Annotated in this window: 14 protein-coding genes; 8 read left to right on the top strand and 6 right to left on the bottom strand. The window is 65.7% G+C overall.

The window, feature by feature from the left end; all coding sequences use genetic code 11:
• Positions 1-143: 143 nt before the first annotated feature.
• A complete protein-coding gene (locus ACCQ15_RS12910; RefSeq protein ID WP_008574407.1) occupies positions 144-851 on the top strand; it encodes a glycosyltransferase family 32 protein in 708 nt (235 codons plus the stop codon).
• A gap of 349 nt (positions 852-1,200) precedes the next feature.
• On the opposite strand, the gene ACCQ15_RS12905 is transcribed toward ACCQ15_RS12910, so the two are convergent.
• Positions 1,201-2,697, bottom strand: a complete 1,497-nt coding sequence (locus tag ACCQ15_RS12905) for an aminotransferase class III-fold pyridoxal phosphate-dependent enzyme (protein WP_127167001.1) — start codon at positions 2,695-2,697, stop codon at positions 1,201-1,203.
• Positions 2,698-2,819: 122 nt separating this feature from the next.
• On the opposite strand from ACCQ15_RS12905, the gene ACCQ15_RS12900 reads away from it, so the two are divergent.
• The 6 genes from ACCQ15_RS12900 (at position 2,820) to secF (ending at position 9,292) form a co-directional block, all read left to right on the top strand.
• Positions 2,820-3,251: an Lrp/AsnC family transcriptional regulator gene (locus ACCQ15_RS12900; protein WP_008574410.1), complete on the top strand. Its 432-nt coding sequence runs from the start codon at positions 2,820-2,822 to the stop codon at positions 3,249-3,251.
• 165 nt (positions 3,252-3,416) lie between these two features.
• Positions 3,417-4,487 carry a tRNA preQ1(34) S-adenosylmethionine ribosyltransferase-isomerase QueA gene (gene queA, locus ACCQ15_RS12895; protein ID WP_372380634.1) on the top strand — a complete coding sequence of 357 codons (1,071 nt, stop codon included), beginning with the start codon at positions 3,417-3,419 and terminating at the stop codon, positions 4,485-4,487.
• Positions 4,488-4,568: 81 nt separating this feature from the next.
• Positions 4,569-5,714: a tRNA guanosine(34) transglycosylase Tgt gene (gene tgt, locus ACCQ15_RS12890; RefSeq protein WP_008574416.1), complete on the top strand. Its 1,146-nt coding sequence runs from the start codon at positions 4,569-4,571 to the stop codon at positions 5,712-5,714.
• Positions 5,715-5,845: 131 nt separating this feature from the next.
• Positions 5,846-6,199, top strand: coding sequence for a preprotein translocase subunit YajC (gene yajC / locus ACCQ15_RS12885; protein ID WP_003489768.1), 354 nt, complete (start codon positions 5,846-5,848; stop codon positions 6,197-6,199).
• A 190-nt stretch (positions 6,200-6,389) separates the two neighbouring features.
• The gene (gene secD / locus ACCQ15_RS12880; protein WP_014090428.1) at positions 6,390-8,234 is read left to right on the top strand and encodes a protein translocase subunit SecD; all 1,845 of its coding nucleotides are present in this window, start codon (positions 6,390-6,392) and stop codon (positions 8,232-8,234) included.
• Between the two features lie 89 nt (positions 8,235-8,323).
• Positions 8,324-9,292 (top strand): protein translocase subunit SecF, encoded by a 969-nt coding sequence (gene secF, locus ACCQ15_RS12875; RefSeq protein ID WP_008571687.1) that lies wholly within the window; start codon positions 8,324-8,326, stop codon positions 9,290-9,292.
• A 584-nt stretch (positions 9,293-9,876) separates the two neighbouring features.
• On the opposite strand, the gene ACCQ15_RS12870 is transcribed toward secF, so the two are convergent.
• Positions 9,877-11,012, bottom strand: a protein-coding gene (locus ACCQ15_RS12870) for an IS3 family transposase (RefSeq protein WP_127170426.1) whose coding sequence is annotated in 2 segments (ribosomal slippage) — positions 9,877-10,775 and positions 10,775-11,012 — 1,137 coding nt in all. Because the reading frame shifts where the segments join, the coding sequence is not laid out codon by codon here.
• Positions 11,013-11,228: 216 nt separating this feature from the next.
• Here ACCQ15_RS12870 and ACCQ15_RS12865 point away from each other — a divergent pair.
• A protein-coding gene (locus ACCQ15_RS12865; RefSeq protein WP_372166127.1) for an IS3 family transposase occupies positions 11,229-12,331 on the top strand; the annotation gives its coding sequence in 2 pieces (ribosomal slippage) (positions 11,229-11,487 and positions 11,487-12,331; 1,104 coding nt in all).
• Positions 12,332-12,856: 525 nt separating this feature from the next.
• On the opposite strand, the gene ACCQ15_RS12860 is transcribed toward ACCQ15_RS12865, so the two are convergent.
• The 4 genes from ACCQ15_RS12860 to ptsP form a co-directional block, all read right to left on the bottom strand.
• A complete protein-coding gene (locus ACCQ15_RS12860) occupies positions 12,857-14,134 on the bottom strand; it encodes a carbohydrate porin (protein ID WP_014090422.1) in 1,278 nt (425 codons plus the stop codon).
• Between the two features lie 171 nt (positions 14,135-14,305).
• Positions 14,306-16,048 (bottom strand): PTS fructose transporter subunit IIC, encoded by a 1,743-nt coding sequence (locus ACCQ15_RS12855; RefSeq protein WP_372380633.1) that lies wholly within the window; start codon positions 16,046-16,048, stop codon positions 14,306-14,308.
• 152 nt (positions 16,049-16,200) lie between these two features.
• On the bottom strand, positions 16,201-17,157 hold the full coding sequence (pfkB, locus tag ACCQ15_RS12850; RefSeq protein WP_122273022.1) for a 1-phosphofructokinase: 957 nt from the start codon (positions 17,155-17,157) through the stop codon (positions 16,201-16,203).
• The gene (gene ptsP / locus ACCQ15_RS12845) at positions 17,154-19,670 is read right to left on the bottom strand and encodes a phosphoenolpyruvate--protein phosphotransferase (RefSeq protein WP_372380632.1); all 2,517 of its coding nucleotides are present in this window, start codon (positions 19,668-19,670) and stop codon (positions 17,154-17,156) included. Before ptsP ends, pfkB begins: the two co-directional genes overlap by 4 nt.
• Between the last annotated feature and the right edge of the window lie 112 nt (positions 19,671-19,782).

The following is a 19,782-nucleotide window of genomic DNA, read 5'->3' as shown; positions in this document are numbered from 1 at the left end:
CTTGCAGTTGATCATCATGTACTGCGATTTATGTCACGTCGATAGTGCGACTACGGTTGGTACGGCCGGGCCAGCGACCAGGTAGCCGAATCGATGCGGCACTGCGGTGGCGGCTCGGTTCCCCCACCGCCCGAGTCGCCCCCATGATTCCCCAATTGATTCACCTGACCGCACCCACCAAGCAGCTGCTGTGGGAAGAGCGCAGGATCTGCGATCGCCTGCAGCGCCTGTTGCCTGGATGGACCTGTTACGTCTGGGACGATGCCGATAACGCAGAACTGATGCGGCGTGCGTTCCCCGAGTTTGCCCAGCGCTACGAGCAGATCCGCTTCGGCGTGATGAAAGCCGACATCGCCCGGTGCGCGTACATGCACGCACATGGCGGCTTCTACTTCGACACCGACTACAAACTGCTACGACCGCTCGATGCGCAGGTGCTGTCGCAGCATTGCGTGTTGCCCGTCGAGGAAGGTGCGCCGGGCCAGGAAGACTTCAAGATCGGCAATGCCGTGTTTGGCTCCGAGCCCGGGCATCCGTTCTGGCGCGCTTTCATCGAGCACATCTTTACCGCGCATGCCCCGGAAACGCTGCAGGATCACCGCGAGATCCCGATGATTTCGGGCCCGCGTGGGCTGACGCGCTTCTACAACGCGCATGGTGGGCAGTTCGCCGACATCCTGTTCCCGCCACGCGATGCCTTTCATCCGGACCGCACCTGGTTCGGGCTTGGCCATCGTGGCGGCAAGATCGCGGTCGGCTCGCACCTGTGCTGGGCATCGTGGCGCGGCAAGTCGCCGCGGCGTGCGCTCACCAACTACCTGCGCCGCAAGTTGAATGCGGTGCCGATCTGAGTGGCAGCGTGCACGGTGACGGCAATCGACCTGGGGCAGGGCCGCTCAGGTCGAATCTGGGTGAGGTCATCGCCCTGCATGCTGCAGGCGATTTATGCAAGCGCAAGCTTGCATGTTCTCGTGGCTTCGCATCGTGTGTTGCAGGTATTGCGCAGATTCAGACCAGGCAACGCAGTCGGGACAATGGCTAATGACCCAGCCTGGATCGGCTGGACGCAACCGAAGACTTGCGCCACTGTCGCCGGCGCCGATCACGGTTCCAGGGCGCCGCGCAGAGCGCCGGTGGAAGACCTGTCAGCCATCTGCCGCACGCCGACGACATGCGCGCCGGCGTGCCGCGTGGAGCAAATCAGGCCGCTGCGGCCTGCACCTGACGCGGGCCTTCCTTGAGCGCACGCGCGATCAGGCCGACCAGCAGATCGAGTTCGTCTTCATCCATCGCAAAGTGCGGGGTGAAACGCAGCGAATTCTCGCCGCCGTGGATCACGTTGACGCCGCGGTGGCGCAACCACTCCTCGGTGGAACCGGCGCCGTAGCACTTGAATTGCGGTGCCAGTTCGCAGGAGAACAACAGGCCGGTGCCTTGCACCTTGGTGATCAAGCCGCCGAGTTCGGCCTGCAGCGCCTCCAGCTTGGCAATCGCCTGCGCACCGCGGATGCGGATGTTGTCCCGCACCTGCGGGGTGAACAACGCCAGGGTGGCGCAGGCCACATCGAGCGCGCGCGGGTTGGTGGTCATGGTGTTGCCGTAGGTGCCCTTGCGATACACCTGCGCGGCGTGCTCGGTCACTGCCAGCACCGACAGCGGGTATTGGGCCGCGTTGAGTGCCTTGGAATAGGTTTCCAGGTCCGGCGGGTCGAGCTGCTCGAATCCCGGGTAGTCCACCACCGACAGCACGCCATGCGCGCGCAGCCCGGCCTGGATGGAATCGACCAGCAACAGGCTGCCATGTGTACGGGTCAGCGCGCGCGCGGCGGCGTAGAACTCGGCCGGCAACGCACGCCCCGGGTCGCCTTCGCCCATCACCGGCTCCAGGAACACCGCCTCGATAAACCAGTGATTGCGCGCGGCCTCATCGAAGGCGCGTTGCAACGCGGCCACGTCGTACGGGGCGATCGCGATGACCGAATCCTCGTCGCGATAGCTGGCCAGGTATTTGGTGTAGGTCTTGCGGCTGGAATCCGAATACAGGCCCGGGCGATCGGTGCGGCCATGGAAGCTGCCCTTGACCACCAGGCGTTTGATGGTGGCACCGGCGTGCCGCGCGCCGGGGTCGGTGTGCAGCTTGGCGTTGGTATCGACGATGCGGGCGGCCAGGCCCACCGCTTCGGAGCCGGAATTGAGACACATGAAGCGTGCAAACGGGCAGCCGCCGCGGCTGTGGCCGATCTCGGCACGCAGGGCGCGATCGAGCCGGCGCTGCGCCAGGCTGGGCGTCATCACGTTCGCCATCACCTGCGGGCGCGCCATGGCCTCGAGCACCGCGGCCGGCGTATGGCCGAAGCCGAGCATGCCGTAGCCGCCGGCGTCGTAGAGCACTGCGCCCTTGAGCGTGACCACCCATGGCCCGCGTGCGGCCAGTGCCACGTAAGGCGTCACTGCGTCGTCGGCATAGAAATTGATGAAACCTTCCTGCACCGCGCCGATCTGGGCCTCTTCGTCCAGGTCCAGCAGGTCGGCGGCGTCATCGCGCACCAGCGCGTACTCGGCTGCTGCCGCATGGATGGCCTGCTGCAGGTCAGGGTGGCTGCCGGCCAGGCGCGCGATGGTCGCATCGTCCAGGCCTTCGGTCAGGCGGCGGCCGGCATGGGCACGCAGCGGGGCGAGCGGGGCAAGGACGGACATGGCGCATCTCCTTCAAAGGTGGCGTTCCCTTCCTATTATCGGCAGAAGATCGGCGTTTGGCAGCGTGAATCTGGGCAGGAAGTACGGTATTTTCGTCGATTCGCCGAAACGAATGCGCAATAGTGAAGATCACCCCCTCCGACGAACGCCTGTTGTCGCTGCTGCGCGAGGACGCGCGCGCGTCCACCGCCCAGATCGCGCGGCGACTCGGGCTCTCGCGCACCACCGTGCAGAGCCGCATCGAAAAGCTCGAGCGCGACGGCGTGATCAGCGGCTACACCGTGCGCACGCATGACGACTACGAGCAGGGCCGCATCCGTGCGCACATCCTGATCACCGTGTTGCCCAAGAAGATGCCGGCCGTGGTGAAGGCGCTGCGCGATATCCCGGAAGTGCGCCTGCTGCATTCGGTCAGCGGTGCCTACGACCTGGTCGCCCTGGGCGTGGTCGGCGGCGTCAACGAGATGGACGTGCTCACCGACGCCATCGGCGCCATCGACGGCGTGGAGCGCACGACCAGCGCGATCATCCTGTCGACCAAGTTCGAGCGGTGAATGAGCCGGGATTGGGCATTCGGGATTGGGGATTAGTAAAAGCTGGCCAGCCCACGTAGTAAAGCTGCCGGCCGCTTGGCCTGGATGTTACGAATCCCCAATCCCCAATCTCAATTCCCGGCCGCAGTTACACTATGCGGCTACTCCGCCAACGATCCTGCGGCCTTGAAGAAGTCCGATTTCCATTACGAGCTGCCCGAAGCACTGATCGCCCAGGCGCCGCTGGCCGAACGTGCCGCCAGCCGCCTGCTGGTGGTGCCGCCGGCGCCAGCGGCCTTCGGCGACCGCCAGGTGCGCGATCTGCCCGAACTGCTGCAGCCCGGCGATCTGCTGATCTTCAACGACACCCGGGTCATTCCGGCGCGCTTGTTCGGGCAGAAGGCCAGCGGCGGGCGAGTGGAGATCCTGATCGAGCGCCTGCTTGGCGAGCGCGAGGCGCGCGTACAGATCGGCGCCAGCAAGTCGCCCAAGGCCGGCAGCGTGATCGCGCTCGATGCCGGCGGCCAGGCCGAGGTGCTGGGCCGCGATGGCGAGTTCTATCTGCTGCGTTTCCAGATCCCGACCCCGCTGGAGCACTGGCTGCTGGAGGCTGGCCGCCTGCCGCTGCCGCCCTATATCCGTCGCGAGCCGGGTGTCGAAGACCGCGAGCGCTATCAGACCGTGTTCGCGCGCGAAGTCGGCGCGGTCGCCGCGCCCACCGCCGGGCTGCACTTCGACGAGCCGCTGCTGGCGCGCCTGCGCGAGCGCGGGGTGGAGTTCGGCCACGTCACCTTGCATGTGGGTGCCGGCACCTTCCAGCCGGTACGGGTGGACAAGCTCGACCAGCACGTCATGCACAAGGAGTGGCTCAACGTGGGTGCGGCGCTGGTGGAACAGGTGCGGCGCGCCCGCGCCCGCGGTGGCCGCATCATCGCGGTGGGCACGACGGTGGTGCGCTCGCTGGAAAGCGCCTGGCGCACCACCGAGGCCGCGCCCGAAGGCGAATTGCAGCCATTCGCTGGCGAAACCCAGATCTTCATCCTGCCCGGCTACCGCATCCGCAGCGTCGATGCGATGGTCACCAACTTCCATCTGCCCGAAAGCACCTTGATGATGATGGTCTGCGCCTTCGCCGGCCGCGAGCGCATCTTCGCCGCCTACCACCACGCCATCGCGCAGCGCTATCGCTTCTTTTCGTACGGCGATGCGATGTTGTTATGGGGCGGGGAATCGGGAGTCGGGAATGGGGAATCGTAAGGCGGGACCCGCCGAACGATCAGCCACCTGCCAACCGCTCTTCCCATTCCCGATTCCCGACTCCCCATTCCCGGCCCCTCAATGTCCCGACTCCAGTTCCAGCTCCAAGCCACCGACGGGCATGCCCGGCGTGGGCGCCTGACCTTTCCGCGTGGCACGGTCGAAACCCCTGCGTTCATGCCGGTCGGCACCTATGGCTCGGTCAAGGGCATCCTGCCCGAGCAGATCCGCGCGCTGGGTGCGGAGATCATCCTGGGCAACACCTTCCACCTGTATCTGCGCCCGGGCCTGGAGGTCATCGGCGATCACGGCGGGCTGCACGGATTTGCGCGCTGGGATGGGCCCATCCTCACCGATTCCGGCGGGTTCCAGGTGTTTTCGCTGGCGCATCGCCGCAAGATCACCGAGCAGGGCGTGACCTTTTCCTCGCCGACCGATGGCGCGCGGGTGTTCCTGGGCCCCGAAGAGAGCATGGAAATTCAAAAGGTGCTCGATTCGGACATCGTGATGATCTTCGACGAGTGCACGCCGTACCCGGCCACCGAGGACGTCGCGCGACGCTCGATGGAGCTGAGCCTGCGCTGGGCGCAGCGCTCGCGCGACGCGCACGACGGGCTGGGCAACGATGCGGCGCTGTTCGGCATCGTGCAGGGTGGGGTGCATCCGGACCTGCGCAGCCGCTCGCTGGATGGCCTGCAAGGCATCGGTTTCGACGGGTATGCGATCGGCGGGCTGGCAGTGGGCGAGCCCGAGCACGAGCGCAACGCCATGCTCGAACACCTGCATCCGCGCCTGCCGGCCGAGCGCCCGCGTTACCTGATGGGCGTGGGCCGCCCGGAAGACCTGGTCGAAGGCGTGGCACGCGGGGTGGACATGTTCGATTGCGTCATGCCCACCCGCAATGCGCGCAACGGCCACTATTTCACCTCCTTCGGCACCGTGCGCATCCGCAACGCAAAGTACGAACGCGACCTGGACACCATCGAGCCGGGCTGCGGCTGCCATGCCTGCAGCAGCGGCTATACGCGCGCCTACCTGCGCCATCTGGACCGCTGCAACGAAATGCTGGCGCCGATGCTGGGCACCCTGCATAACCTCTGGTATTACGAAAAACTGATGGCCGACATGCGTGCGGCGATCGCTTCGGGAACCTTTGTGGAGTTCCGGCGGTCCTTCTATGCGGCACGCGGCGCCACCACGCCGCCGTTGCCGGGGGAAACCAGCTGAGACCTACCGTCCGCGCCCCGGCGCGGACGGCGTGGAACCTGCGTGGCATAATTCCCGGCTGTTCCGCCCCGGCGGTACCTGAATAGCGAGCGGGCCCATGGGCCCGCTGGCACCAAACTAGGATGCACTGAATGAATCTGCTCGATTTCCTGATCCCCGCTGCCCAGGCGCAGGCCGCTGGCGGCGCGCCGGCACCCGGCCCGATGGGAGGCCTGTCCACCTTCGCGCTGCCGATCATCCTGATCGCCGTGATGTACTTCCTGATGATCCGCCCGCAGATGAAGCGTCAGAAAGAACACAAGGCGCTGCTGGACAAGCTGGCGCGCGGCGATGAAGTGATCACCTCCGGCGGTGTTGCGGGCGTGATCACCGACATCGGCGACAACTTCATCAGCGTGGAAGTGGCCGACAACGTGCGTATCCGCGTGCAGAAGAGCGCCGTGGGCCATGTGCTGCCGAAGGGCACGCTGAAGTCGGCGAGCTAAACGCGTCTTGCAACGGCTGCGCCGCTGTCAGGCAGGCGCAGTCGCCAGGTGGAACCGGAGGTTGTGACCCACCGGTTCCGCCGTACCGCCCGTATCCATCTGAAGACCATTGGCGACGTTGTACCGGTCGCTTGAAGTCGTTCTCACTGCTAGGCGCGGCGCCGGGATGGTGCCACGCGGGACTGTCGCAATGCTCGAATTTCCTCGCTGGAAGTACTTCCTGATCCTGCTGGTACTGGCCGTCAGCGCGCTGTATGCGTTGCCCAACGTGTACCAGAAGGACCCGTCCGTGCAGATCACCGCCAGCCGCGGTGCGCAGCTCGACGACGCATTGCGCAGCCGCATCGACGGTGAGCTCAAGAGCGCCGGCATCACCCCAAAGGCGATCACAAAAGAAGGCGACAGCCTGATGGTGCGGTTGCCTTCGCTGCAGGCGCAGACACGCGCCAACGACGTGTTGCGTCAGCAGCTGGGCGAGAACTACACCGTGGCGCTGAACCTGGCCTCCACCGTGCCGGACTGGCTGGCCAAGCTGGGCGGCCGGCCGATGGTGCTGGGTCTGGACCTGGTGGGCGGCGTGCACTTCGCCATGCAGGTCGATCAGAAGGCCGCGCTGGAAAAGCGCCTGGACGGGTTTGCCGAAGACATCCGCACCACCTTGCGCGATGCGCGTATCCCGTATCGCTCTGTGGAACGTCGCGCCGACAACAGTATCCAGGTCAACCTGGGCGAGGGCGCCAATGCCGACGCCGCGCGCGTGACGCTGGCCAAGGCGCAGCCGACCCTGACCTACGACGTCAGCGGCCAGAACATCGCCGTGAAGGTGCCGGAGGCCGAGCTCAAGCAGATCGCCAGCGGTGCGATCGAGCAGAACCTCACCACCTTGCGCAACCGCGTCAACGCACTGGGCGTGTCCGAGCCGACCATCCAGCGCCAGGGCGAGGACCGCATCGTGGTTGAACTGCCCGGTCTGCAGGACACCGCCGAAGCCAAGCGCCTGATCGGTGCCACCGCCTCGCTGGAATTCCGCGCCGTGGTCGACGGTAATGCCGACGATGCCGTGCGCAGCGGCAACATTCCGCCGGAGGCCAAGGTCTATCGCCTGCGCGACAGCAACGCGCCGGTGTTGTTGAACAAGCGCGCGCTGGTGACCGGCGACCAGATGGTCAGCGCATCGGTCAGCACCGACCAGAACGGCATGCCGGCAGTGGCGGTGACGCTCAACAACGTCGCCGGCCAGCGCATGTTCGACTACACCAGCGCCAACGTCGGCAAGCTGATGTCGGTGGTCTACATCGAGCGCATTCCCACCGTGACCATGGTCGACGGCAAGGAAGTGCGCAGCGTACGGGTCAAGGAAGAAGCCTTGTCGCCGACCCGCATTGCCGGCGTGTTCGGCAAGAACTTCCAGACCACCGGTCTGGAAAAGACCGAAGCCGAGAACCTGGCCAAGCTGCTGAAATCGGGCTCGCTGGCCGCGCCCATGGACTTCGTCGAGGAATACGTCATCGGACCGAGCCTGGGTGCGGAGAACGTGGAGCGCGGCGTCACGGCGGTGGTCTACTCGTTCCTGTTCACCCTGGTGTTTTTCACCATCTACTACCGCGTGTTCGGCGCGATCACCTCGGTGGCGCTGCTGTTCAACCTGCTGATCGTAGTGGCGGTGATGTCGCTGTTCGGTGCCACCATGACGTTGCCGGGCTTTGCTGGCCTGGCGCTGTCGGTCGGTCTGTCGGTGGACGCCAACGTGCTGATCAACGAGCGTATCCGCGAAGAGTTGCGCCTGGGCGTACCGGCCAAGTCGGCGATCGCGGCCGGTTACGAAAAGGCCGGCGGCACCATCCTCGACGCCAACCTTACCGGCCTGATCGTGGCGGTGGCGTTGTATGCGTTCGGTACCGGCCCGCTGAAGGGCTTCGCGCTGACCATGATGATCGGTATTTTCGCCTCGATGTTCACCGCGATCACGGTCTCGCGTGCGCTGGCGGTGTTGATCTACGGCAGCCGCAAGAAGCTGAAGTCTGTCGCTATTTAATGCGAGTCTCTCGCAAGAGCCCGTCTGTAATGCGAGTCCCTCGCGAGAGCCCGCACATCCATGTGCGGACTGCTTAGGAAGATCTTTCAATGAAAATTTTTCCGCTTCATCTGATTCCGAACGACACCAAGATCGATTTCATGAGCTGGCGCAAGCCGGTGCTGATTTTGATGCTGGTGCTGGCAGTCGCCTCGGTCGGCATCATCGTCGGCAAGGGTTTCAACTACGCGCTGGAATTCACCGGCGGCACGCTGGTACAGACCTCGTTCCAGAAGACCGTGGACGTGGACCAGGTGCGCGAAAGGCTGTCCAAGGCCGGCTTCGAAAACGCCCAGGTGCAGAACGCCCGCGGCGGCAATGAAGTCATGATTCGCCTGCAGCCGCATGGCCAGAACAATAATCGCGACGACGCCGCGCGCACCGTTGCCGAAGATGTGCGCAAGGCGGTGACCAGCGATGAGAATCCGGCCACCGTGCAGCCTGGCGAATTCGTCGGCCCGCAGGTCGGCAAGGATCTGGCCTTGAACGGCGTGTATGCCACGGTGTTCATGCTGGTGGGCTTTTTGATCTACATCGCGTTCCGCTTCGAGTGGAAGTTCGCGGTGGTCGCCAGCCTGACTGCGTTGTTCGATCTGCTGGTCACCGTGGCCTTCGTGTCGCTGACCGGCCGCGAGTTCGACCTGACCGTGCTGGCCGGCCTGCTGTCGGTGATGGGCTTTGCGATCAACGACATCATCGTGGTGTTCGACCGCGTTCGCGAAAACTTCCGCGCCCTGCGCGTGGAGCCGCTGGAAGTGCTTAACCGCTCGATCAACCAGACGCTCTCGCGCACGGTGATCACCGCGGTGATGTTCTTCCTGTCGGCACTGGCGCTGTACATCTACGGTGGCGAATCGATGGAAGGCCTGGCCGAGACGCACATGATTGGCGCGGTGATCGTGGTGATCTCCTCGGTGATCGTAGCCGTGCCGATGCTGAGCATCGGGCCGTTCGCGGTGACCAAGCAGGACCTGCTGCCCAAGGCCAAGGACGTGGAGGCGCTGGCGCGCCGTCCTTGATGGGTTGGCAAAGGTGTGACGAGAAAACCGCGCATCGCGCGGTTTTTTCGTTTCTGGCGGTGGACGTCGTGACTGCATGGTTGTGCACCATGACGTCACTACCCAAGATTGTGACAACTCGGGATTTCGTCGGGCACGTCATGCCGATCGATACGCAGTACTTCGCGGTAGAAAAACAACAGCACAGCCAAACGCCTGGTTCTGCGTGCCGCAGACACCTGCGCATCGTCGCCAAGCGGGTGAGGAACGCCTCGACGCGCGCCTGGCCCATCTGCACAAACAACACCGGCTCGGATAGGCCTGCTCGGCGCTGTCCTGCTCGCAGGCGGTTGCGCACTTGACCGAGTAACTGCGTTGGCGGACGTGCTGTTACGCCATTGTTTTTGGTGGCGTATTTCATACGCCTGTGTCCTTGCTGGATAACACTCCAAGCGTCTGCATGGTCGGGGTCGATCTCATCGTGCTATCCCGTGATCGCGGCCAGGATTTCCACCATTCACAAAGCGCCAGCGATCGCAGATACTCCATGCAACACCGCATTTCGGCGGTTGATACGCCCAGGGTTACGTAGACACTCAAGACCCTCATTGCGCGTAGCGCCGTTCGAACTCTACAGGCGATAGGTCGCCAGTTGAACCGTGGCGGCGTTTTGGGTTGTAGAACATCTCGATATAGTCGAATACCTCGGCGCGTGCGGCGTCCTTTGTGGGATAGGCCCGTCGCCTGATACGCTCGCGTTTGAGCAGACCGAAGAAGCTCTCCACGGGTGCGTTGTCGTGGCAGTTGCCACGCCGACTCATGCTGCACACCAACCCATGGGACGCCAGGAAACTGCGCCAGTCATCGCTGGTGTAGACAGACCCTTGGTCCGAGTGAACCAAGCAACCAGCATTGGGTTTGCGCCGCCACACCGCAGACAACAAGGCCTGCACGACCAACTCGGTATCGGCCCGGTCGCGCATTGCCCAGCCGACGACCTGCCTGGAAAACAGATCGATCACCACAGCTAGATACATCCAGCCTTCATGCGTGCGGATGAAGGTGAAATCGCTCGCCCAGGCTGTATCCGGCTCCGTCACGTCGAACTGCCGATCGAGCAGGTTGGCCGCCACCACGCACTGTGTCCCGCCATGGAAACGTGGCTTGCGCCTATAGCCCACCTGGGCACGTAGCCCCTCGGCGCGCATCAGCCGATGCACCCTATGGCGACTGCAACGCTCACCCAACTCGCGCAGATCCTTGGCAATCTTGCGATGCCCATAGACACTGCCGCTGGCCAACCAGTGCTGCTTGATCAGTCCAAGCAAGCGCTCATCTTCCTTGGCGCGCTCACTGTTGGGCGCGCGCAACCACGCGTAGTAACCCGCCCGGTTGACGCGCAATACTCGGCACATCGCGCACAACCGGAATTCCCTGCGATGGTCTTGCATGAAGGCGTACTTTGCCTTTATCCCTTGGCAAAGTACGCGGCGGCCTTTTTTAGGATGTCGCGCTCCTCGGTGACCCGGCGCAACTCGGCCTTCAGGCGCCGAACCTCGGCACTCTGGTCCACCTCGGCGCGCTGCACCACACCAGGCTTGCCGAACTTGCGCAGCCAGGCGTACAGGCTGTGCGTGGTGACACCTAGTCGCTCGGCGACCTCTGCCACCTTGAAGCCACGATCGATCACTTGCCGGACCGCTTCGATCTTGAACTCATCCGTATACCGCTTGCTGCTCATGGACACCTCCGGATCTGCCATTTTCCATGGCCTTGAGATGTCTACGTAACCCTGGGCGTATCAGGTCCAATAGTAGTTAGGGCTCATGTCAGAGGCTGTCGTAATCCAAATCACAGCAGACCGAGACAGCGTTTGTGCTGGAGATGACCGACGTCCCCCCAATTTTGAGTAGCACCTCAGTTTGGAGTCCAATTCCCTACCCCAAGGAGATTGGACGTGAAGAAGCGTTTTTCTGAAGAACAGATCATCGGCTTCCTGCGCGAAGCTGATGCCGGTGTGGCGATCAAGGATCTGTGCCGGCGGCATGGCTTCAGCGAGGCCTCGTATTACCTGTGGCGCAGCAAGTTCGGCGGAATGAGCGTGCCCGACGCCAAGCGGCTCAAGGATCTTGAGGCCGAGAACGCGCGGCTAAAGAAGTTGCTGGCCGAGCAGTTGTTCGAGAACGACCTGATCAAGGATGCGTTGCGAAAAAAGTGGTGAGCGCACCGGCGCGTCGTGCGCTGGTGCGCGAGTGGATCGGGCGTGGTGCCAGCGAGCGTCGCGCCTTGGCGGCGATCGGCATGAGCGCCAGCGCGCTGCGCTATTGCCCACGCCAAGACCGCAATGGCGAACTGCGCGAGCGCATTCTTGCGTTGGCGCATCGCCATCGCCGCTACGGCGTGGGGATGATCTATCTCAAGCTGCGACAGGAAGGACGCCTGGTGAACTACAAGCGCGTGGAGCGGTTGTATCGCGAGCAGCAGCTACAAGTGCGGCGCCGCAAGCGCAAGAAGGTGCCGGTTGGCGAGCGTCAGCCGCTGCTGCGGCCAGCGCAGGCCAACCAGGTGTGGTCGATGGACTTCGTGTTCGACCGCTCCGCCGACGGCCGAGTGATCAAGTGTCTGGTGATCGTGGACGACGCAACGCACGAAGCGGTCGCCATCGAGGTGGAACGCGCGATCTCCGGGCACGGCGTTGCGCGCGTGCTGGATCGGTTGGCACACAGTCGCGGTTTACCGAAGGTGATCCGCACCGACAACGGCAAGGAGTTTTGCGGCAAAGCGATGGTCGTCTGGGCACATGCCCGTGGTGTGCAACTACGGCTAATCCAACCCGGCAAGCCAAATCAAAACGCCTATGTTGAATCGTTCAACGGCCGACTACGCGACGAATGCCTCAACGAGCACTGGTTCCCGACGTTGCTGCACGCGCGCACCGAGATCGAACGCTGGCGACGCGAATACAACGAGGACCGACCGAAGAAAGCAATTGGCGGCATGACGCCGTCCGCTTATGCCCAACATCTGGCAAACACCGATATCATCAACCCCGGACTCTAAACCCGACCGCTACTCAGGGCGGGGGGACGTCGCCACACGGCAGAACTCCGGATCGATCCGCATGGTTATCCGTATGGCGGGATTGGAGCATTCATTGCGCTGACTGAGGCTCATGGGATGCACGTCCTTGGCACCAACGAATACGGAAAGTATGAGCCCCGTGATGTTTTGGAGTTGGTGCAAGGCTCGTCGGCAAAGAAGTGGTGGCAGTTCTGGAGGTGACAGCTTCTTTTAGCAATTCATTCAAGCCGAACCCGCTTTGCGGCTGGGCTTAACTCGGGCGTTAGGCAGTGGTGGGTCATTACAGCGACCGGCTTGCGCGCGACCCGATCGGCCGATAACGCTTCATTGCATACGGTTGCGCGCCTAAGCGGCTCATCGAACTCATTGGCCAAATCCGGCAAATGCCCAGGCCAACCGAGTCGACGCAATGCGTTGCACTGCAGTAAATGCAACGCACCCGCCGCTCACTTCAGGCAGTGATGCCCACCAAGCATGCGCGCAACGCGCGCAGCTCTCTTCGGGTCACAGATTCCAGTCGATCCGCATGCCCGCAATCAATGCGTTCTTCAGATCGTTGGTGCGGGTCGGTTCGTTGAACTGGTCGGGGTTGATCACGTAGTGCAGGTTCGGGGCGATGCGCAGGCGCTTGGTGACCTGGATGCCGTAGCTGAGCTCCATCATGATCTGGTTGTCGGCTGGGGTGCCGGTGCCGCCGGCGGAGGCGCGGGCCAGGCGCAGGTTTTCGATCGCTTCGTCGCTGTATTTCTGCTGGGTGATCACGAAAGCGATGTTGTCCTGCGGGCGGCTGGCGAAGGTACCTTTCTGCACCAGGCCGAGCTGGATGAAATGGTCTTCGATGGCTTGGCCGCCGGTGCTCTTGAGCATGGCGCCGAAGACGGTGAGGCCGCGCGTACCCGACGGGTCGGGGTTGGTCACCTGCTGTTCGAAGCGGGCGAACATGCCCGAGCGGCCTTGCTTGTTTTCATAGCCCAAGCCGCTCAGTACGGCCGGGTTGCCATTGCGGTCGCGCAGCGGGTCGGTGTAGTCGGAGTTGTCCTGCCAGCCGCCCAGTTCGTACATGGCGGCCATGCTGCCGTCGCCACCCTTGTTCTTGTAGCCGACGGCATAGGGCACGACCACGCCGGTGGTGTCGTTGGTGCTCCAGTTCAGGCCGTGCTGGCCGTCCTGTGCCTGGATGGGGTTGACCTCGTAGGCGCCGACATGCAGATAGACCTTCGGTGTGACCCAGGCGGTGGCATGCGCGGCCCAGCTGGAGACCGGCCAGTAAGTGAAGTTGCTGGTGCGGAACACGAAGGTGGGGTTGCCGCAGGCCGAGTTGCCCTGGAAGTACTGGCACAGGTCCGAGCCCAGGAAGTGGATGTTGGCCACGCTGCGGCCGGCTTCCAGTTCCAGACGGTCGTTGAAAAGTTTCTGCAGCAGGGTGAAGTTGGCCAGGCGCGTGCCCTGGCCGCCGTAGATTTCCTGCACCGAGGTGCTGTTGCCGATGCTGCTGTTGGCCAGGTTGGTGCCGTGGCGGTTGCTGACGTACAACTTCACCGTGGCGCCGTTCCAGCCGAACAGGCGGTCCATGTCGACATCGGTGCCGACCATCAACTGGCCGGCGTAGGCGTCGCCGCTTTTGCGGCCGCCGTCGATCATCGAGGCCGCTTCGCCGGTGTAGCCGAGCTTGAGCTTGAAGGCATCGGCGGCATCCTGCGCGTGGGCGAGCGGGGTCAGTGCCAAGGTCAGCGACAGGCACAGCAGGCGGGGGCGGGCACGGCGGGGGGCGAGAGCGGTCATGGCAGGACTCCGGACAAAAGGGCGTGGCCGTGGTGGCGAACGCGACAACATGTGGGTGGGCATGCCGCTGGCAGCGCACCTGGGTGCGCGCAGCGGTGAAGCAGGTCAGGGGCGCGCGGGAAAACGCGGGCGCGTCAGGTGCGGCGGCAGGTCCGTGCCGCCGGAGGTGCCTCAGGCAACGACGTCGGTCACCGGCTTCTTGAGCAGGCGCAGCGCGATGGCCGTGACCACCACACCGACAACCAGGGCCAGCACGTAGTTGAGCAGGTGGGTGACGGCGTTGGGGATCAGCAGCACGAAGATGCCGCCGTGGGGTGCCTTCAATTCGGCACCGGCGGTCATCGAGATGGCGCCGGCCACGGCCGAGCCGATCACCAGCGCCGGGATGGTGCGCAACGGGTCGCGCGCAGCGTACGGGATAGCGCCCTCGGTCACGAAGGCCAGCCCGAGCACGCCGGCGGCAGTGGCCGAGCCGCGCTCTTCCACGGTGAAGCGGTTGCGGAACACCCAGGTCGCCAGCGCGATGCCCAGCGGCGGGGTCATGCCGGCCACCATGGCAGCGGCCATCGGGGTGTAGACCTGGCTAGCGATCAGGCCGGTGGAGAACGCATAGGCCGCCTTGTTGACCGGTCCGCCCATGTCGAAAGCCATCATGCCGCCGAGCAACAGGCCCAGCAGCAAGGCGCTGCTGCCCTGCATGCCGCGCAGCCAGGCGGTGAGCCAGGCCAGCAGGTCGGCCACCGGCTGGCCGAACACGTACATCATCGCCAGCCCGACCAGCAGGGTGCCCAGCACCGGCAGGATCAGCACCGGCTTGAGGCCTTCCAGGTTGCGCGGCAGCTTGATATAGCGGTTGAGCGCCGCCACGCCGTAGCCGGCGATGAAGCCGGCAATGATCCCGCCGAGGAAACCGGCGTTGAGATTGGCCGCGACCAGGCCCCCGATCATGCCGGGCGCGATGCCCGGGCGATCGGCGATGGAGTAGGCGATATAGCCGGCCAGGGCCGGCACCATCAGGGTGAAGCCGGCCTTGGCGCCGATCTGGAACAGCGACCAGGCCAGCGTGCCCTGGTGCGCATCGTCGCCGGCGTAGATGCCGCCGAGGGCAAATGCCAAAGCAATCAGCAGGCCGCCGGCAGTGACGAACGGCAGCATGAACGAGACGCCGGTCATCAGGTGCTTGTAGGCGCCGGTGCGGCCGGTGCCCTTGTTCGCGGTGCCGCTGGCAGCGGTGCCGGTGGCAGGAGTCGCGCCGCCCTGCACGCTGGCGTCGGCCAGCGCCTTGTTGATCAGCGCCGGGCCATCGTTGATCGCCGGCTTGGTGCCGCTCTTGAACACGCGCTTGCCGCCGAAGCGGGCCAGGTCCACTTCGCGATCGGCGGCAATGATGACGACGTCTGCTGCGCGGATTTCTTCGTCGGTGAGTGCGTCCTGCGCACCCACCGAGCCCTGGGTTTCCACCCGCATCTGGTAGCCGAGTTTCTTGGCGGCCTGCTGCAGGCCTTCGGCGGCCATGAAGGTATGCGCGATGCCGGTAGGGCAGGAGGTGATGGCCACGATGCGCTTGTTGCCGCTAGCGGTGCCACCGGGATTGCCGGCGACGGCCGGGTCGGCGTGTGCGGCCAGCTTGCCGATCGCAGCGGCCGGGTCGTCCAGCACCGCGCCCAGGCTCAGGCGCACCAGTTGCGCATCGCCAAAGCGGGTGGTGTCGGCATCGGCCTCGCCGACCACCAGGACCTGGGCGGCACTGCTGGCGAGTTCGCCCGGCAAGGCGCCGAGCACGCCCTGGTCGCTGCGGATTTCGATCGTCACGCGACGGCCGGCGGCAGTGGCCGCGCGGCGCAGCGCTTCGGCCGCCAGGACGGCTTCGGTACTGCGTTCGCCAGCGGCGATGACCACGATGGAAGAGGACATGGCAAAACTCCTGCTGTGTTGCGGTCGCCGGTGTTGTCGGCGGGGGGAATTTCAAGCGTTATGCGTGGCGGTGACGCGCGCGATCTGCCGCGGTCTGCAACTGCCGGCCCGACGCCGCCTGGGTGCATGCATCGGCAGTGGCCAATGGCGGCTCATGACAGCATTTCGATCACGACCTCGGTTGCGGCGCGGCGCACGCCCTCTGGCGTAATCCGGCGCGCGTCGCCGCTTTCCAGCCGGCACATCGAAAACGCCGTGGCCAGCCGTGCGCACTGCTCCAGCGTGGTCGCGGCATCGAGCGAGGCGGCGGCCAGGCCGGCCACCATCGCATCGCCTGCGCCCACGCTGCTGCCGTGCGCCAGGCGTGGCGGGCGGGCGATCAGCCGCTGGTCGCGTTGCACGAACAGGGCGCCTTCGGTGCCCATCGAAATGACCACCAGCTGGATGCCGCGGGCGATCAGTTCGTGCGCGGCGGCGCTGAGTGCGCCGCGATCGTTCAACGGGCGGCCGGTCCAGGCTGCGAGTTCGTCGCGATTGGGCTTGACCGCGTACGGCAGCGCCTGGCGCGCGGCTTCCAGCGCTCTCACCAGCGGCATGCCGCTGGTGTCCAGCAGCACGCGCGCACCGGCCGCGCTGGCCTGGGCCTGCAGTTGCGCCCAGCTGCCGTCCGGCAGCCCGGCCGGCAGGCTGCCCGACAGCACCACCGGCAGGCCGGGGCGCAGCAGCGGGGCAAGATGGTCGGCCACGCCTTGCAGGTGCGCAGGCCCCAAGCGCAGGCCGGGCAGGTTGATGTCGGTGGTGTCGTTGCTGCGCGCGTCGACCAGCTTGAGATTGGTGCGGGTTTCGCCGGCCACGCGCTGGCAGTGATCGGCGATGCCGCGTTCGCGGAACAGCGCTTCGAACACGCCGGCGTTGCCGACCCCGAGCACGCCCAGCGCGGCAACCTGGCTGCCCCAGTCGGCCAGGCACGCGGCCACATTGATGCCCTTGCCGCCGGCATCGTTGCGCACGCTGCTGGCGCGGTGCACGGCGCCCGGCTGCAGGTGTTCGAGCTGGATGGTCTGGTCGATCGCCGGGTTCAGCGTGACGGTGATGGCCTGCAGGCTCATGCCTTGTCCTCGCGCTTGGCTTCCAATGCGCGCACCTGTTCGGCGGTTTCGCAGGCCAGCGCCTGTTCGGCGAGGTGTTGCAGCTGGCTCAACGCGGCGCCGCGCAGGCGTGCCTTGACCGCCGGGATGTCGTTGGGCGTCATCGACAATTCCTGCACGCCCAGGCCGGCCAGCAGGCTGGCGCCGAACGCATCGCCGGCCAGGCCGCCGCAGACGCCGACCCAGCGATCGTGCTTGCGCGCACCGTCAATGGTGCTGCGGATCATGCGCAGCACCGCCGGGTGCAGGCTGTCGGCTTCGGCGGCCAGTTCCGGATTCTGGCGGTCGATCGCCAGCACGTACTGGGTGAGGTCGTTGGTGCCGATCGAGAAGAAGTCTGCGTGGCGCGCCAGCACGTCGGCCTGCGCGGCGGCGGCCGGCACTTCGATCATGATGCCGATCGGCACCTCCGGTGCGTCGAGGTCGGCGCGGAGGCGTGCGCAGATGGCGCGCAGCGCCACCAGTTCCGGCACCGAGGTGATCATGGGGAACATGATCGACAGCCGCGCCCCGTCCTTGGCGGCGCGATACAGCGCACGCAGTTGCGGCTCCAGCAGGTCGGGGCGACGCAGCAGCAGGCGCGCGCCGCGCACGCCCAGGAACGGGTTTTCTTCGTGCGGCAATTCCAGATGCGCCACTTGCTTGTCGCCGCCGATATCCAGCGCACGCACGATCAGCGGGCGGCCATCCAGCGCCTGCGCCATCGCCAGGTAGGTGGCATGTTGTTCGTCTTCGCTGGGCGTGCGGCCGCTTTCCAGGAACAGGAATTCGGTGCGCATCAGGCCAACGCCTTCGGCGCCCTGGGTCAGCGCCATCGCGACCTGGTCGGGCAGGTTGACGTTGGCGCCGATGTCGATGTGGTGGCCGTCGGTGGTTTCGGCCGGCAACGCGCGCTGCGCGGCTTCGCGCTCGCGGATGGCCTGCTGCTCGGCGATATGGGTGCGGGCCGCATCCAGATCCTGCTCGGACGGGTCGATGTACAGGCGCCCGCTGCTGCCGTCGATGATGGCGGTGACGCCGTCTTCGATCTCCAGCAGCTGGCCGCCGGCCGCGACCAGTGCCGGCAGGCCGAGCGTGCGCGACAGGATGGCGGTGTGCGAGGTCGGCCCGCCCTGCGCGGTGGCCAGGCCGAGCACGCGCGCGGTGTCCAGGTTGGCGGTGTCCGAAGGCGACAGGTCGCTGGCGAGCAGGATGCACGGTTGGTTGGGTAGGTCGGTGAGTCCGGCGCCGGCGGCGGCCGGGTCGAGCTGGGCCAGCACGCGGCGGCCGACATCGCGCAGATCGGCCGCGCGGCCGGCCAGTACCGGGTTGCCGAGGGCGGCCAGGCCGGAAGCGATCTGTTCCACCGCCTGGTGCCACGACCACGCCACGCCGTGACCTTCGACCATCAGCTGGCAGGTGCGGGTGATCAGGTCGGTGTCGTTGAGCAGTTCGGCCTGGGCCTTGAAGATGGCCGCGTCCGAGGCGCCGAGCCGGCGCTGGGTGTCGTCCTGGATTGCCGCCAGTTGCTGGCGGGTGCGGGTCAGTGCGTCGTGCAGCTGCGCGCCGCCATCGCCCAGGCCGACCGGTTGATCGGCGACCTCGGTCTGCGCGGCGCGCAGGCGGTGCACGATGCCGATCGCCACGCCCGGGCTGGCGCCGATGCCGACGATGGCCGGCTGCGCCTGCGGCGGCGTCCAGCCGGCCACCGGGGCGGCGAGGCGTTGCGCGGCACGCTCGGCATCGGCTTTTTCCTGCGCGGTGAGGCTGTCCATGACGGCGCGCAGGCGCTTGAGCAGTTCCGCTGCGTCGCTGCCTTCGGCCGACACGGTGATGCTGTCGCCGGCACGCAGGCCCAACTGCAGCAAGCCGACCAGGCTCTTGGCATCGGCGGCCTGGTCGCCGGCGCGCACCTGCGCACGGGCCGAGAAGCCGCGCGCGGTTTCGGCCCAGCGGGTGGCCGGGCGCGCGTGCAGGCCGCTGGGGTAGGCGATGGTCCACTCGAATGTTTCGGCCAGATCGGTGGCCGGCGCGGCATTGGTCTCGGGCGCGCGGTCGCCGGTGAGCGCGGCGACGATCACGCCGGGGTCGTCGGTGCTGAACAGCGTTTCGAGCTGGGCCGGGTCCTGGATCAACCGGGTCAGCCGGCGCAGCAGGGTGATGTGGGTATCGGACTGCGCGGCGATGCCGACCACCAGCCGGGTGATCTGGCCGGGGTTCCATTCCACGCCATCGGTGAGCTGCAGCACCGCGATGCCGTCGCGGCGCACCAGGTGGCGGTCTTCGCCGACGCCGTGCGGGATCGCGAGGCCGTGGCCCAGGAAGGTATTGGCCAGGCCTTCGCGCCGCCGCATGCTGGCGTCGTAGCCCGGCGCGACGCAGCCGGCCGCGACCAGCAACTGGGCGGCCTGGGCGATGGCGTCGTCCTTGTCGCGGGCAGAGGCGCGCAGGCGCACAAGGTCGGGGGTGACGGGGGCGGGCGACGGAGAGGACAAGGCGGGCTCCGGATGAGGTCGGGCTGGGAAGTATAGTGGGAACGTTCCCACGATCCAGGTCAATGTGCGGTGCACAAAAACGCTGTAGTGCTTTCGGGTTAGCATCAAGAAC

The organism is Xanthomonas sp. NCPPB 1754 (assembly GCF_041475725.2).
In the GTDB taxonomy this organism is placed as follows: domain Bacteria; phylum Pseudomonadota; class Gammaproteobacteria; order Xanthomonadales; family Xanthomonadaceae; genus Xanthomonas; species Xanthomonas euvesicatoria.
The sequence above is the reverse complement of the archived record's forward strand: the minus strand, read 5'-3'. Positions and strand labels throughout refer to the sequence as shown.

Coding starts and splice junctions, on each gene's coding strand:
- ACCQ15_RS12910 (WP_008574407.1), top strand. CDS start 144: ATGATTCCCCAATTGATTCACCTGACCGCACCCACCAAGCAGCTGCTG.
- ACCQ15_RS12905 (WP_127167001.1), bottom strand. CDS start 2,697: ATGTCCGTCCTTGCCCCGCTCGCCCCGCTGCGTGCCCATGCCGGCCGC.
- tgt (WP_008574416.1), top strand. CDS start 4,569: ATGTCCCGACTCCAGTTCCAGCTCCAAGCCACCGACGGGCATGCCCGG.
- yajC (WP_003489768.1), top strand. CDS start 5,846: ATGAATCTGCTCGATTTCCTGATCCCCGCTGCCCAGGCGCAGGCCGCT.
- secD (WP_014090428.1), top strand. CDS start 6,390: ATGCTCGAATTTCCTCGCTGGAAGTACTTCCTGATCCTGCTGGTACTG.
- secF (WP_008571687.1), top strand. CDS start 8,324: ATGAAAATTTTTCCGCTTCATCTGATTCCGAACGACACCAAGATCGAT.
- ACCQ15_RS12860 (WP_014090422.1), bottom strand. CDS start 14,134: ATGACCGCTCTCGCCCCCCGCCGTGCCCGCCCCCGCCTGCTGTGCCTG.
- ACCQ15_RS12855 (WP_372380633.1), bottom strand. CDS start 16,048: ATGTCCTCTTCCATCGTGGTCATCGCCGCTGGCGAACGCAGTACCGAA.
- pfkB (WP_122273022.1), bottom strand. CDS start 17,157: ATGAGCCTGCAGGCCATCACCGTCACGCTGAACCCGGCGATCGACCAG.